10 protein-coding genes are annotated in these 14,051 nt (G+C 64.2%); 3 read left to right on the top strand and 7 right to left on the bottom strand.

Annotation, left to right across the window (positions count from 1 at the left end):
• Positions 1 to 63 precede the first annotated feature (63 nt).
• Positions 64 to 1,311 (bottom strand): oxalate decarboxylase family bicupin, encoded by a 1,248-nt coding sequence (locus tag AC1RQP_RS19150; protein ID WP_492938105.1) that lies wholly within the window; start codon positions 1,309 to 1,311, stop codon positions 64 to 66.
• A 249-nt stretch (positions 1,312 to 1,560) separates the two neighbouring features.
• Here AC1RQP_RS19150 and AC1RQP_RS19145 point away from each other — a divergent pair, with 249 nt between their 5' ends.
• A complete protein-coding gene (locus AC1RQP_RS19145; RefSeq protein WP_492938104.1) occupies positions 1,561 to 3,849 on the top strand; it encodes an FdhF/YdeP family oxidoreductase in 2,289 nt (762 codons plus the stop codon).
• Positions 3,850 to 3,872: 23 nt separating this feature from the next.
• On the opposite strand, the gene AC1RQP_RS19140 is transcribed toward AC1RQP_RS19145, so the two are convergent.
• From AC1RQP_RS19140 to AC1RQP_RS19115, 6 genes are all read right to left on the bottom strand, one after another.
• Complete coding sequence (locus AC1RQP_RS19140; protein ID WP_492938103.1) at positions 3,873 to 5,354, bottom strand: sensor histidine kinase; 1,482 nt, start codon at positions 5,352 to 5,354, stop codon at positions 3,873 to 3,875.
• A 57-nt stretch (positions 5,355 to 5,411) separates the two neighbouring features.
• The gene (locus AC1RQP_RS19135; protein ID WP_492938102.1) at positions 5,412 to 5,870 is read right to left on the bottom strand and encodes a thioesterase family protein; all 459 of its coding nucleotides are present in this window, start codon (positions 5,868 to 5,870) and stop codon (positions 5,412 to 5,414) included.
• On the bottom strand, positions 5,857 to 8,994 hold the full coding sequence (locus AC1RQP_RS19130; protein ID WP_492938101.1) for an efflux RND transporter permease subunit: 3,138 nt from the start codon (positions 8,992 to 8,994) through the stop codon (positions 5,857 to 5,859). Before AC1RQP_RS19130 ends, AC1RQP_RS19135 begins: the two co-directional genes overlap by 14 nt.
• Positions 8,991 to 10,163, bottom strand: a complete 1,173-nt coding sequence (locus AC1RQP_RS19125; RefSeq protein ID WP_492938100.1) for an efflux RND transporter periplasmic adaptor subunit — start codon at positions 10,161 to 10,163, stop codon at positions 8,991 to 8,993. Before AC1RQP_RS19125 ends, AC1RQP_RS19130 begins: the two co-directional genes overlap by 4 nt.
• Before the next feature lie 20 nt (positions 10,164 to 10,183).
• The gene (locus AC1RQP_RS19120; protein ID WP_492938099.1) at positions 10,184 to 10,711 is read right to left on the bottom strand and encodes a hypothetical protein; all 528 of its coding nucleotides are present in this window, start codon (positions 10,709 to 10,711) and stop codon (positions 10,184 to 10,186) included.
• Between the two features lie 118 nt (positions 10,712 to 10,829).
• Complete coding sequence (locus tag AC1RQP_RS19115) at positions 10,830 to 11,189, bottom strand: hypothetical protein (RefSeq protein WP_492938098.1); 360 nt, start codon at positions 11,187 to 11,189, stop codon at positions 10,830 to 10,832.
• A gap of 253 nt (positions 11,190 to 11,442) precedes the next feature.
• On the opposite strand from AC1RQP_RS19115, the gene AC1RQP_RS19110 reads away from it, so the two are divergent.
• Both AC1RQP_RS19110 and mdcA read left to right on the top strand, forming a co-directional pair.
• Positions 11,443 to 12,228: an alpha/beta hydrolase gene (locus AC1RQP_RS19110; RefSeq protein ID WP_492938097.1), complete on the top strand. Its 786-nt coding sequence runs from the start codon at positions 11,443 to 11,445 to the stop codon at positions 12,226 to 12,228.
• Between the two features lie 173 nt (positions 12,229 to 12,401).
• Positions 12,402 to 14,048 carry a malonate decarboxylase subunit alpha gene (gene mdcA / locus AC1RQP_RS19105; RefSeq protein WP_492938096.1) on the top strand — a complete coding sequence of 549 codons (1,647 nt, stop codon included), beginning with the start codon at positions 12,402 to 12,404 and terminating at the stop codon, positions 14,046 to 14,048.
• Positions 14,049 to 14,051 lie beyond the last annotated feature (3 nt).

The following is a 14,051-nucleotide window of genomic DNA, read 5'->3' as shown; positions in this document are numbered from 1 at the left end:
CAAGAAGAAAGGCGCCGTTTTCGGCGCCTTTCTCGTTGAAGGGCTCTCGTTGAGCGGCTTCATTCAGGACTTGGGCATGATGCCGGGACTGTTGTCCGGCCATTGCGCGATCAGCTTCTCGTCGATGTTGAAATGCTGGGCGACGAGCTTGGGCGGCGTGTGCGTCAGCCAGTTGGTGAGCGAGACCTCCTCGTAGCGCGGCGCACGGAACACGCCGACGAACTGCAGCTCGGTGTCGCCGACATTCTCGACATAGTGGCCCAGGTTGCGCCGGACATAGCCGATGTCGCCGGCCGCGAAATCCGTCGTCAGCGCGTTCGGACCGGTGTCGAACACCGTCATCCGCGCCTTGCCCTTGATGTAGTACTGCCACTCATCGGCGTTCGGGTGCCAATGCATTTCCCGGACGGCTCCTGGCGGCATCGTCACCAGTGCCGCGGCGATGGTGGTGGACACCTTGAAGTTGCTGCTGTCGGCAACGCGGATGCTTCCGGCAGAGCTCTCCTTGACCGGGGTCGAGCCGCCGAGCGTGTGGACGAAGGGGTAGGGCGGCGCTTCGGCGTGCCTGGCGACTGCAGCGCGATCGGCGGCGAGATCGCCGGGCACCGTCCCCTGGAAGATCCAGAGATTGTGCAGCGGGATCTTGGCGAAGGCCTCGGCCGGGACGCCGAAATTCTTCGCCAGGACCTCGGGCGGGGTATGGGCGAGCCAATCAGTCACCAGCAGCGTGTTGAACTCATTGGCATGGCCGTCATCGAAGCAGATCACGAATTCGCAGCCATCGGGACCCAATCCCTGCAGCGAATGGGGCGCGCCCGATGGAAAATACCAGAGATCGCCTGCTTTGACGTCGGCGACATAGGGGCGTCCTTGGGTGTCGAGCACCGTGATGCGGCAGGTGCCGTAGGTCATGATCGCCCATTCGGCGGCCTGATGCCAATGCAGCTCGCGGATGCCGCCGGCGGACAGCCGCATGTTGACGCCGGAGATCTCCTTGGAGATGGCGAAGTCCGCGACGGTGACCTGACGGGCCCAGCCGCCATTCTGGATGCGCTTCGGCGCATTGTTGAACGAGGCCCAATCCATCGGCTGACCGCCGACGTCGGTCGCGGGCGGGGTCTGCGCCGATGGGAATTGCCTGGCCAGCGCGGGATTCTGCGGACCGGGATCTGTCAGGCTGCCGGGACTCCTGGCGTTTACGGCCCCTTGCGGTGGCTCATCCGGATTGCCGAAGCTTGCGGCCTGCGCACTTGTGCCGACCATGGCGGCGCCTGCCGCGGACATAGCCAGCAAATCACGTCGTGAAAACATGTTGGGTCGCTCCTGAGGATTGTCCAAAGCCCTCTGTTTCGACGGGGCTCCAACCGCCCAGCCTAGTTTCCCATTGCCGCTTCAGCTTCCGCGAACGGCGCTCTTCTTGCCGGAATGCACGGGCTGTTGCGGCAAGCCGGCCGGGCTCGGCCGTGTGCAATTGAGAAATTCGGCTTCGTTTTGAAAAGACGGCTCTGTCCGCATGATCCTTAACTGACCCAAAGAAGCGCAAGATCGAGAGACATCGAGATGACCAAGAAATCGGTTCGTCCCTACCGTGAACCTGCCGGCGGCTGGGGCGCACTCAAGGCGCTCAGCGAGGCGCTTCTGCTGCAACGGGTGCCGCTGAAGGGCGCGGCGACGCTGAGCCGGATGAATCAGCCGCAGGGGTTTGATTGTCCCGGCTGCGCATGGCCCGATCCGAAGCACACTTCCTCGTTCGAATTCTGCGAGAACGGCGGCAAGGCGATCGCCTGGGAGGCAACGTCAAAGCGCTGCACACCGGAGTTCTTCGCGGAGCATACCGTCACCGAGCTCGCAAGCTGGAGCGACTATGATCTCGAAATGGTCGGGCGGCTCACGCATCCGATGGCCTATGATGCCGTATCCGATCGCTATCTCCCGGTGGAATGGAGCGATGCGTTCGACATGATCGGACGGGAGCTCAGGGCGCTGCCGGATCCGAACATGGCGGAGTTCTACACTTCCGGGCGGACCTCGAACGAAGCCGCTTTCCTCTATCAGCTCTTCGTGCGCGAATACGGTACCAACAATTTCCCCGACTGCTCGAACATGTGCCATGAGGCGACCAGCGTCGGCCTGCCGTACTCGCTCGGGGTCGGCAAGGGCACCGTGCTGCTGGAGGACTTCGACAAGGCCGATTGCATCTTCATTTTCGGCCAGAATCCGGGCACCAACAGCCCGCGGATGATGACCAGCCTGCGCAATGCAGCGCGTCGGGGCGCATCGATCATCTCGTTCAATCCGTTCCGCGAACGTGCGCTGGAGCGATTCCAGGCGCCGCAGAGCCCGGTCGAGATGATCACGCTGACATCGACGGCGATCAGCTCGAAGCTCTTCCAGGTGCGGGTCGGCGGCGACGTCGCTGCCCTCAAGGGGATCATGAAGATCCTGGTCGAGGCGGACGATGCCGCCCGCGCCGCCGAGCAGCCGGAAATCCTGGACTGGGACTTTGTTCGCGGCCACACCGTCGGCGTCGAAGCCCTGATCGACGATCTCAAGCGCACGCAATGGCCCGACATCGAACGTCAGTCCGGCCTGACGCGCGAGGACATGGAATATGCTGCCGGCGCGTACATGAAGGCCGAGCGTGCCATCATTGTCTACGGCATGGGCATCACCCAGCATTGGCGCGGTGCGCACAACGTGCAACAGATCGCCAATCTTGCGCTGCTGCGCGGCAATGTCGGACGAGAAGGCGCCGGCGTCTGCCCGGTTCGAGGTCATTCCAACGTGCAGGGCGATCGCACCGTGGGGATCACCGAGGTTCCCAAGGCAGACTTCCTCGAGCGCCTGGAGCAACGCTTCGGCTTCAAGCCGCCGGCCGCGCCGGGGCACAACGTCGTAACCGCGCTGGAGGCGATGATCCGCGGCGAGGTGAAGGCCTTCTTTGCAATGGGCGGCAATTTCGCCGCGGCCATTCCGGATTGGCAGGCGACGCAGGCGGCACTCGGCAAGCTCGATCTCACCGTCCACGTCTCGACCAAGCTCAATCGCAGCCACCTGATTCATGGCCGCGCGGCCCTGATCCTGCCATGCCTCGGACGCACCGAGATCGATGTCCAGGCGTCGGGGCCGCAGTCGATCACGGTGGAGGACTCGATGTCGATGGTGCATGCGTCCGGCGGCCGCAACAAGCCTGCGTCGGAGCATCTGCGCAGCGAGGTTGCGATCATTGCCGGCGTCGCCAAGGCGACGCTGGGCGAGCGTACGGTGGTCGACTGGGACGGCTTCGTTGCCGACTACGACAGGATCCGCGATGCGATCGAGGCGGTGTTCCCGATCTTCCAGGGTTACAATGCCCGTATTCGTGTCCCCGGCGGCTTCCACCTCACCTCGACGGCGCGCGAGCGGATATGGGCGACGCCGTCGGGCAAGGCGAACTTCCTGGTGTTCCCGGGGTGTGGCGAAGACCCGCAGAGCGATGCCGATTTCCTCTGGCTCACCACCATACGCAGCCACGATCAGTACAACACCACGCTCTACTCGATGTCCGACCGCTACCGCGGTGTGTTCGGCCAGCGCGACGTGGTCTTCCTTAACGAGTATGAGCTGAAGAAGCGGGGACTGGTCGACGGCGACCGCGTCGACCTGATAACCGTATCGACCGATGGCGCCGAGCGGATCGTGCGCAACTTCCGCGTCGTGGCCTATTCGTTCCCGACCGGCTGCTGCGCCGCATACTATCCGGAGACCAATCCGCTGGTCCCGCTCTATGCCCGGGATCCTCTCAGCTTCACGCCGTCATACAAGGGCGTTCCGATTCGCCTTGTGCGCTCGGTGGCGGCCGGGGAATAGAGCCAGCGCCGGGCGCGTTGCGGTCACGCATCGCAGCACGGCGCGTCCACCCGGACGGAGACCGGCAGCGTGAACCAGAAACGGGCTCCGCCATGCGCGCCATTGCCTTCCGCGCCGATCCGGCCTCCATGCGCTTCGACGATCGACCGGCAGATGGACAGTCCCATGCCCATCCCGGTCTCTTTGGTCGTAAAGAAGCTGTCGAAGAGCCGACCGACATGTTCGGCATCGATGCCAGGCCCGTTGTCCTCAACAGAGCAGCACAGTGTCGACGGGTCCGGCGTGACCGTGCTGATGACGATCCGGCGATCGTCATATCCGGCCTGGGTCATCGCCTGCACCGCGTTGATGGCCAGATTGACGATCACCTGCTGGAGTTGGGTGCGATCACCGAGCACCTGCGGCGCGCTCGGGTCGGGCCGGTGCACGATCGTCACTGCGCGGGATTCGAGTTCGTGTCGGAGGAAGAGAAGCGCTTCGTGAATGATGTCATCAAATGACAGGGATGCCCGTTCCGGGGGCCTCCGGGAAGCCATTCCGCGAACGCGCGCCACGATGTTCGCCGCCCGTTGCGCATCTACGACGATGTTTTCGATGGTCTTGCGGATCTCGATGATGTCGGGAGTGGGCCTATTCAGCCATCGCAGTCCGGCGGCGCCATTGGTGGCGATGGCTGCGAGGGGCTGATTGACTTCGTGGGCGATCGATGCGGTGAGCTCGCCGAGCATCGAGACCCGCGCGGCATGTGCGAACTCGGCCTGTACCTGCTGGAGCTTCTGCTGGGTGCGAAGACGCTGTGAGATATCGATCGTGCCGACCAGGCTTATTTCGAGATCATTGATAGGGCCGACGCGCGCGGTCGTGAAGAGAACGTCGACGATTCGACCGTCCCACGTGACCATCTTAGTCTCTTCCTCGAAATTCGTCTCGCCGCGATAGCGGGACTCCATCGCGCGGCGGAACGTATCGGGCCGTTCCCTCCAGGTATCCGCCATGGAAGGTCCGACAAATCCTTCGACGCCTCGCCCGAACATCTGGACGGCTCGTTCGTTGGCCTCCTGGAACGAGAGCGCATCCATGCAGATGCGGAGGAATTCGGGATGGCTGTCGAAATAGGCGCCGAGGTCTTTGACGCCATCGGCACGCAATCTTCGAAACAGCGCGACAAGTCTGCTGGCGTCGAGCTGCTGGAATGCGATCGGCATGCGGCCGAACAGCTGGCGGTAGCGCTGCTCGCTCCGCTCCAGCTCGGCATTGGTCTTCTTCAGGGCCGTGATATCCATGATCGCGCCGACGAGCGTCAGCGAAGCGGCTAGGAAAGCAGCGAAAGCGATCGCCGTGAAATTGTCTCCAAGCAGTGAACAGGCGAAGGACAGCAGGGTCAGAACAAGGCTACCCCAAGCCCACAGCAGAATCCGATCCTGTATTGTCTGGATCGGCAGCAAACGCCGCCACCATCGCTGGGGCTGTACCGGGGTTGAGCCATCCAGGCGTTCGAGCATCATGCGGAAGGTCTAGCGCGCCGCCGACGGGAGGTCTTTTGCGTTTTCGCAGGCGTCTTGTCAAAACGCACGAAACTGCGATCGGGCTTGCTGGATGCGATCCTGGGCCATCTCGGCGGTTGGCCTCGTGACGCCGAATCGCTGCTCGAACTCGGCGACATTGACGACGCCACGGCGGTGGGTGCCGTCGCCGATCTTGCGGTCGCCCTCCCAGGCCTCGACCTCGAACAGGACGCTTCTGGCGTCGATCGCGACGACCCGTGCCGTCGCTCGCACCGTGCGGCCGACCGGCGTCGCGGCCAGATGGCGGATATTGACCATCATCCCGACGCTGACATGACCTGCGGGAAGGAACGGCTGAACCGCCGATCCCGCGGCCATTTCCATGTGCAGGATCATCATCGGCGTGCCGTAGACGGCTGGCATGCCCGGCACCACGTGGCCGACCGTCATCTCGGGCGTGACGGTCACCAGTTTTTCGGCGGTCATGCCGGTCGTCACTTTCTCAAGCGGATTCATGGCTCAATTCCGTCTCGGTCGTGGATGGGGTGGATGTCTTGGCGGCCTGCGGCTTGCGTCCGGTGAACCAGTTGCCGAGCCGATCGAGATAGAGATAGACGACGGGCGTGGTGTAGAGCGTCAGGATCTGCGACAGCATCAGCCCGCCGACGATCGTGTAGCCGAGCGGCTGGCGCAGCTCCGCGCCGGTGCCGGAGCCGATCATCAGGGGCACGCCACCGAGCAGCGCAGCCATGGTCGTCATCAGGATCGGGCGGAAGCGAAGCGTGCAGGCCTGATAGATTGCCTCCTCCGGACTCAGCCCCTGCCGGCGCTCCACCTCGAGCGCGAAGTCGACCAGCATGATGCCGTTCTTCTTGACGATGCCGATTAGCAGGATGATGCCGATGATGGCGATGACGCTGAGATCCATGTGGACAGCCAGCAGCAGCAGCAGCGCGCCGATACCCGCCGAAGGCAGCGTCGACAGGATCGTGATCGGATGGATCAGGCTCTCATAGAGCACGCCGAGAATGATGTAGATCACGATCAACGCGGCCCCGATCAACAGCGGTGTGCCGGACAGGGAGGACTGGAAGGCCTGGGCGTTGCCCTGGAACGAGGTCGACAGCGAGGCGGGCTTTCCCGTATCCTTCTCGATCTTCTGGATCGCCGTCACCGCATCGCCCAGCGCGACGCCCGGCCGCAGGTTGAACGAGATCGTCACCGAGGGAAACAGGCTCTGGTGGTTGATCAGGATGGGCGCAGGCTTGATGACGGCATGGACCAGCGTGCTGAGCGGGACCTGCTGGCCGCTGGCCGAGTTCAGGTAGATGTCCTTGAGCGCCTCGGGCCCGTACTGGAAGCGCGGATCGACTTCCATCACGACGTGGTACTGGTTCAGCGAGGTGAACATGGTGGAGACGATGCGTTGGCCGAAAGCGTCGTCAAGCGCATTGTCGATCGTCGTGGGCAGGATGCCGAAGCTCGAGGCGACCTCGCGGTTGACGGTGACCTCCAGCCGTGGGCCGGCATTGGCCTGGTCGCTCGCGACGTCGCTGATGACGTCGAGCGCGCGGAGCTTCTCCAGGAAGATCGCCGACCAGTGGGTCAGCTCGTTGGAATCGGCATCCGTCAGGGTGTATTGATATTGTGTCTTCGACAAGCGTGCGCCGATCGTGATGTCCTGCGCCGCCTGCATGTAGAGCGTGATGCCCTGGATGTGGGATAATCGCGGGCGCAGCCGGTTGATCACCTGGTCGGCGCTCGCCTTGCGCTCCGGCTTCGGCTTCAGCACGATGAAGATGCGCCCCTGGTTGAGCGTCGCGGTCGGACCGCCCGGACCGATATAGCTCGCCACCGACTGGATCGCGGGATCCTTTGAGAGGATGTCCACGATCGCCTGCTGTCGTTCCGACATCGCGGGGAAGGAGATGTCCTGGGCAGCCTCGGTGATGCCGACGATCTGTCCGGTGTCCTGTTGCGGGAAGAAACCCTTCGGGATGATCACGTAGAGGTAGCCGGTCAGTGCGATGGTCGAGAGCATGACGAGCAGCGTCGCGAAGCGATGCCGCAGCACCACGCGCAAGCCCCGCGCATAGAGCGCAAGCAAGGCATCGAAGCCGCGTTCGAACAGGAGATAGATCCGGCCGTGCTTCCTTCGCGAATCGTCCTTCAGAAGGCGCGCGCACATCATGGGCGTCAGGGTGAGCGAGATGACCAGCGACAGCAGCAGCGCGGCGGTGATGGTGACGGCGAATTCCTGGAACAGCTTGCCGACATAGCCGCCCATCAGAAAGAGCGGGATGAACACCGCGATCAGCGACAGCGTGATGGAGACGATCGTGAAGCCGATCTCGGCGGAGCCCTTGAGTGCGGCCTCCTGCGGCGTCATGCCCTGTTCGAGATGGCGCACGATATTCTCGATGACCACGACCGCATCATCGACCACGAAGCCGACGGCGATCGACAGTGCCATCAGCGAGAGGTTGTCGAGGCTGTAGCCGAGCACATAGAGCACCGCAAACGTCCCGATCAGCGCCAGGGGAACAGTGATCGCCGGAATGACGGTGGCCCAGAAATTCCGCAGAAACAGGAAAATGACCATCACCACCAGGGCGACCGTCAGCAGCAGCGTGAACTGGACGTCGGAAACCGCGGCGCGAATGGTCGCGGTTCGATCTGCGGCGATCGTCACCTTGATCGCCGGCGGAACGGAAGCCTGCAGCTGCGGCAGCAGTTTCTTGATCCGGTCGACGGTCTCGATCACGTTGGCGCCGGGAACGCGTTGAACGGCGAGGATGACGGCCGGCTCCTTGCCGTACCAGCCAGCCAGAAGATCGTTCTCGGGGGCCTCGATCGCCGTGCCGACGTCGCGGAGTCGCACCGGCGAGCCGTTGCGATAGGCGATGATGAGGTCTTCGTAAGCAGAGGGTTTCAGCAGCTGATCGTTGGTGTTCAGCGTGTAGGTGACGCGCGGGCTGTTGAGCGTGCCCTTGGGCAGGTCGACATTGGCGCCGGCGATGACGTTGCGGACGTCTTCGAGGCCGATGCCGCGGGCGGCAAGCGCCTGCGGATTGACTCGAACACGGATCGCCGGCTTCTGCTGGCCGCCGATGCCGACGAGGCCCACGCCCGGCACCTGCGAAATCTTCGGCAACAGGATATTTTCCGCATAGGCATCGACCGTGGTCAGCGGCAGCGAGTCCGACGTCAGCGCGATCAGCATGATCGGCGTCTCCGCCGGATTCACCTTTCTGATCGTCGGCGGATAGGGGATGTTCGGCGGCAGGAAGGGGCTGGCGGCATTGATCGCGGCCAGCACATCCACCGCCGCGCTGTCCACCGTCCGCGACAGCTCGAACTGCACCGTGAGCTGGGCCACGCCGAGCGCACTGGACGAGGTGAGCTGGGTGATGCCGGGGATCTGGCTGAGCTGCTGTTCGAGCGGTGTGGCGAGCGACGAAGCAATGGTGCCCGGATCGGCGCCGGGCAGTTGCGCCGAGATCTGGATCGTCGGGTAATTGACGTTCGGCAGCGCGCCGACCGGCAGCAGCGGATAGGCCGCAAGGCCGCACAGCAGCAAGCCGGCCATCAGCAGGGCGGTTGCGATCGGCCGCAGGATGAAGGGCGCCGAGAGGTTCATGGGATCGCTTCCTGCACGGCGCTCTGCAAGTCGGCTTCTTGCGCAGCTTTGCCATGCAGTTCCCGGACGCGGCTGCCTTCCGTCAGCCGATACTGGCCGTCGACCACGACCACGTCGCCTGACTTCAGCCCCTGGTCGATCAGTGCCTGGCCATCACTGATCTGTGCGACGTGAACAGGGCGCAAGGTCGCCGTCTGGCCGCCGGTCACGACATAGACATAGCTGCCGTTCGGTCCCTGCTGCACGGCCGAGCCCGCGACGGTGAGCGCGTCTTTCCGAATTTCGAGCAGCAGACGCGCGTTCACAAGCTGGCCCGGCCACAGCCGGTGCTCACGATTCGGGAACACCGCCTTGAGCTGGACGGTGCCGGTCGTCCCTGCGATCTCGTTGTTGACCAGCAGCAGCGTGCCTTCGTCGAGCTTCATCTTGTTGTCCTGGCTGTAGGCAATGACCTTCAACGACCCCTTTGCAGCGTGCTCCTGGATTGCGGGCAGGTCGGTCTGCGGCAGAGTGAACAGCAGCGAGATCGGTTCGATCTGGGTGACGACGACGAGACCATTGGGGTCGGTCGGATGGATCACGTTGCCGACATCGATCTGGCGAACGCCCGTGATGCCGGGAATGGCCGACGTCAGGCGCGTGTAGCTGAGCTGGACGTTGGCCTGATCGATCAGCGCCTGGTCGGCCTTCACGGCGGCCTTGAGCTGCGCCACCTGCGCCGTCTGCGTCTCGATCAGTTGCGGGGTCGCGTAGCCCTTGTCGCCGAGCTGATTGTAGCGTGCGAGATTGGCCTCGGCGTTCACGAGTTGCGCCTGGTCCCTGTCGCGGTTGGCCGTCAGCTGCTCGATCTGCGCCTCGTAGGGACGCGGATCAATCTGGGCGAGCAGGTCGCCGGCCTTGACGGTCTGTCCCTCGGTGAAGGCGATCTTGACGATCTGCCCCTGAATCTGGCTGCGCACGACGTCGGTGTTGTAGGCGATCACGGTGCCGATGCCGCGCAGGTAGATCGGAACGTCCTTGCCGGTGACGGTGGCTGCGACGACCGGCACGGCAGCGGGCACCGGCGCGGCCGCCACGGCCGGCCTGTGGTCGCTGCCGTAGAACCAGAGGCCTGCGCCGATCAGGATCGCGGCCAGAGCAACCAGTGCAAGGGTGAGGTTCCGTTTCACGGTGATGGTCCTTCTCGATTTCAGGGATTGCCGGAACCGTTGATTGAATTCGTGTCGCCCATGGGAGCAGGGCCGGGCACCGGCAGGGACGGACTGATTCCGGCGCCGCCGAGCTCGGTGGATCCGAGCGGAATCCCGACGCGTCCGACCGTCGATGTCGAGGGTGGCAAGGCCGATTGGGTCGTCGTGCCGTCGGGGCAGCCGAGTGACGGGCTTCCGGAGAGTCCGCCGCCGTCAAACAAGGCCCCCGACGATCCGGTATTCCCCGTTTGGGAGCAGTTCGTCATTGCTTGCGAGGGATTGATCGGGGATACGCCAGGGGTGGCGATTTCGGTCGAGCCCAGCGGAATGCCTTCAGGCCGCGTGGAGCCCAGGTTGAGCGGCGAGGTTGCGGACATGCCGACAGGGGGCAGCGTCGTCGGCAGCGTCGTTTGCGCACTTGCCGCGGCCGGGATCAGCCATATCAGGCTGGTTGCGAGCGCCATGCCCAGATGCACCGATGCAAATCGGCGGCATCCGAACCACTTCGATGAGGGCTGTTGTCGCATGGGCTGCTCCGGGTTCTTTCATGTGTGCGGGACGATAGGGAGCGGCCGGCGTGCGGGTATTCCCTGAATGCACGTCCCGCTGTCTGGCCGCACGATCGAAAGCCATCCACCCCCGGGATCATTGGCGCCCCTTCCGAAGTAGTCGCTTTGCCTCGGACAGCTCCCGGCGGCACGTGGCGATGTCGCTGGAGCTGTTCGCGGCGCGCGCGCGGTCGAGGGCATCGAGCGCGAGCCGAAGGTACACTCCGCTCGCGCCTTCCGCTTGCGCCAGCGATCGCGGCGTGGGCTGATGACCGCGCAGTGCATCGAGGCTTTCCGGGCTCCAGCCATGTGCGCCGGCATTTTTCTCGATCGCGGCGTCCAGCTGTGCCTGGACACGCCCGATCGAATCCGAACAGGACGCAGCACGAGCCGGGGATGCCGCCTGCAGGAGGATTATAGTGGCAGCTGCAATCCGGATGAGTGAATTCGAAGTCATTGTCGATCCTTCGTGTCGGTAGCGAACCTCTGTCTCCAATGACAGGACCGGTACGCGCCGTCTTTCGCTTGCGAACGTCGGCTGGCTTGCACGCGCGCGAGATCGTGCCATCAGAGAAACCGGAATGTGAGCTGGGTCAGCGCCGGGCCCGATAATTTCCGGCGTGCGAAGTGGCAAGGGCCGTTGCTTGCCGAAATACACAGGCAGGCCGCCAACCTAGTGTCGCATCGTTCCAACCCGGAGTGATCCCGACATGAAGCACCTCGACGCAGGTCTCGCCTTTGTTGCAGCCCTCTCCCTGTTCGCGAGCGTCGCCCCGGCGCGTGCGGAACCCCCTAAGAACATCGTCCTGGTGCACGGCGCCTGGGTGGATGCGTCCGGCTGGAAGCCGGTCTACGAAATCCTGAGCAAGGAAGGCTTTCACGTGACCATGGTTCAGGAGCCGGAAACGTCGTTCGCCGACGACGTCACGGCAGCGAAGCGGATTCTCGATCTCCAGGACGGCCCAACACTCCTCGTCGGCCACAGCTATGGCGGTTCGATCATCACCGAGGCCGGCGTCCATCCCAACGTCGTCGGTCTCGTCTACGTCGCCGCGCACGCCCCCGACGTCGGCGAAGATGAATCGGCGCTGGGCAAGAAGACGCCGAGCGTGCTTGGAAAGACCGAGGGCGTCATCAAGGTCACGCCGGACAAGTTCACCTATCTCGATCCGGTGCAATTCCCAAAACTGTTCGCACCCGATCTGCCGCGTGAGCGTGCCGAGTTCGTGGCACGCTCCCAGGTCCCGGCCGCGGCACAGGTGTTCAGCACCCCACTGACGGCGGCTGCGTGGAAGACCAAGCCGAGCTGGGGCATCGTTGCCGGCGGCGACCAGATCATCAATCCCGATCTGGAGCGCTGGTACTACGAGCGGGCCAAGAGCCACACCACGGTGATCCCGGGCGCGAGCCACTCGGTCTACGAGTCGCATCCCAAGGAAGTGGCGGCCGTGATCACACGCGCCGCACGCGGCATCGATCAACCGGCCACCCGCTGACGATGCAGTTTGCCGGTCCTGACGTACGGCCGGCGAAAAGAAGGCCGGCGGGGGAGACAGCACTCCCGCCGGCCTGACTGCCCACCCCCGGAGAATTCCATGAGCGTGATCGAGAAGACCAGCGCAAGTCGGGGACCGGTCCGGGACCTGACGCGCGTCAAGGAGCAAAGGCCATGACGAGCTGGCAAACCAACCGCGCCATGCGTGATGCCCGCATCGCCGCAGGCGGTGGACTTGCCCGCGGCAAAGTCGTGGAAGCGGGCAATGCCACGCGCCTGCTCGAGGCCGTGATCCGGCCGGGCGACCGGATCTGCCTGGAAGGCGACAACCAGAAGCAGGCCGATCTGCTCAGTCGCGCGCTGCTCGCGGTCGATCTCTCCAGGGTCAACGATCTGCACATGGTGCAGTCGGGCGTCGTTCTTCCAGAACATCTGGATCTGTTCGACCGCGGCGTCGCGAAGCGGCTGGACTATGCCTATTCCGGGCCGCAATCGGCCCGCATCGCGCGCATGCTGTTCGGCGGCAAGATCGAGCTGGGCGCGGTCCACACCTATCTCGAACTGTTCGCACGCTACTTCATCGACTTGACGCCGCACGTCGCGCTGATCGCCGCCGTCAGCGCCGACCATGACGGGAATCTCTACACCGGTCCGAACACCGAGGACACGCCGACCGTGGTGGAGGCAACCGCCTTCAAGGACGGCATCGTGATCGCCCAGGTCAACGAGATCGTCGAGCAGGTTCCGCGGGTCGACATCCCGGGGGACCGCGTCCACTTCATCGTCAAGTCCGACAAGCCGTTCTTCGTCGAGCCGCTGTTCACGCGCGATCCGGCCGCGATCACCGAGGGGCAGATCCTGACCGCGATGCTCGCCATCAAGGGCATCTATGCTCCCTATGGCGTGCAGCGGCTCAATCACGGCATCGGATTCAGTACGGCCGCGATCGAGCTTCTGCTGCCGACCTTCGGCGAACGGCTTGGCCTCAAGGGCAAGATCGCGAGCCATTTTGCTCTGAACCCGCATCCCGCACTCATTCCGGCGATCGAATCCGGCTGGGTCCGGCAAATCCACTCGTTCGGTTCGGAGGTCGGCATGGACGACTACATCCGCGCCCGATCCGACGTCTACTTCACCGGCCCCGACGGCTCGCTGCGCTCGAACCGCGCCTTTTGCCAGACCGCCGGGCTCTATGCCTGCGACATGTTCATCGGTTCGACGTTGCAGATCGATCTGCAGGGAAATTCGTCGACCGTCACCACCTCCCGCATCGCCGGGTTCGGCGGGGCGCCGAACATGGGAGCGGATGCGCGCGGCCGGCGTCATCCGAGCGAGCCCTGGCTGAAGGCCGGGGCGGAGTCCGATCCCGACGGCTCGCCCCTGATGCGCCGCGGCCGCAAGCTGGTCGTTCAGATCGGCGAGACGTTCGGCGACAAGAACGTGCCGCTGTTCGTCGAGAAGCTCGATGCCATCGAGCTCGCGGAGAAGCTGGAGCTCGAGCTCGCGCCCATCATGATCTATGGCGACGACGTCACGCACATCGTCACCGAGGAGGGCGTGGCCAACCTGCTGCTGTGCCGCACCGCGCAGGAGCGGGAGCAGGCCATCCGCGGCGTCGCCGGCTACACCGATGTCGGTCGTCGGCGGGATCACGGCATGGTCGCGCACTTGCGCGAACGCGGGGTGGTCCGCCGCCCGGAGGATCTCGGCATCAATCCGCTCGATGCGGATCGCAGCCTGCTCGCGGCGCGCTCGATCAAGGATCTCGTGCGCTGGTCTGGCGGACTCTACGCGCCGCCGTCGAAGTTCAGGAACTGGTGAGGA

This window comes from Bradyrhizobium sp. GW821-FHT13H06 (assembly GCF_058803975.1).
The sequence above is the reverse complement of the archived record's forward strand: the minus strand, read 5'-3'. Positions and strand labels throughout refer to the sequence as shown.

Coding starts and splice junctions, on each gene's coding strand:
- AC1RQP_RS19150 (WP_492938105.1), bottom strand. CDS start 1,311: ATGTTTTCACGACGTGATTTGCTGGCTATGTCCGCGGCAGGCGCCGCC.
- AC1RQP_RS19145 (WP_492938104.1), top strand. CDS start 1,561: ATGACCAAGAAATCGGTTCGTCCCTACCGTGAACCTGCCGGCGGCTGG.
- AC1RQP_RS19140 (WP_492938103.1), bottom strand. CDS start 5,354: ATGATGCTCGAACGCCTGGATGGCTCAACCCCGGTACAGCCCCAGCGA.
- AC1RQP_RS19135 (WP_492938102.1), bottom strand. CDS start 5,870: ATGAATCCGCTTGAGAAAGTGACGACCGGCATGACCGCCGAAAAACTG.
- AC1RQP_RS19130 (WP_492938101.1), bottom strand. CDS start 8,994: ATGAACCTCTCGGCGCCCTTCATCCTGCGGCCGATCGCAACCGCCCTG.
- AC1RQP_RS19120 (WP_492938099.1), bottom strand. CDS start 10,711: ATGCGACAACAGCCCTCATCGAAGTGGTTCGGATGCCGCCGATTTGCA.
- AC1RQP_RS19115 (WP_492938098.1), bottom strand. CDS start 11,189: ATGACTTCGAATTCACTCATCCGGATTGCAGCTGCCACTATAATCCTC.
- AC1RQP_RS19110 (WP_492938097.1), top strand. CDS start 11,443: ATGAAGCACCTCGACGCAGGTCTCGCCTTTGTTGCAGCCCTCTCCCTG.
- mdcA (WP_492938096.1), top strand. CDS start 12,402: ATGACGAGCTGGCAAACCAACCGCGCCATGCGTGATGCCCGCATCGCC.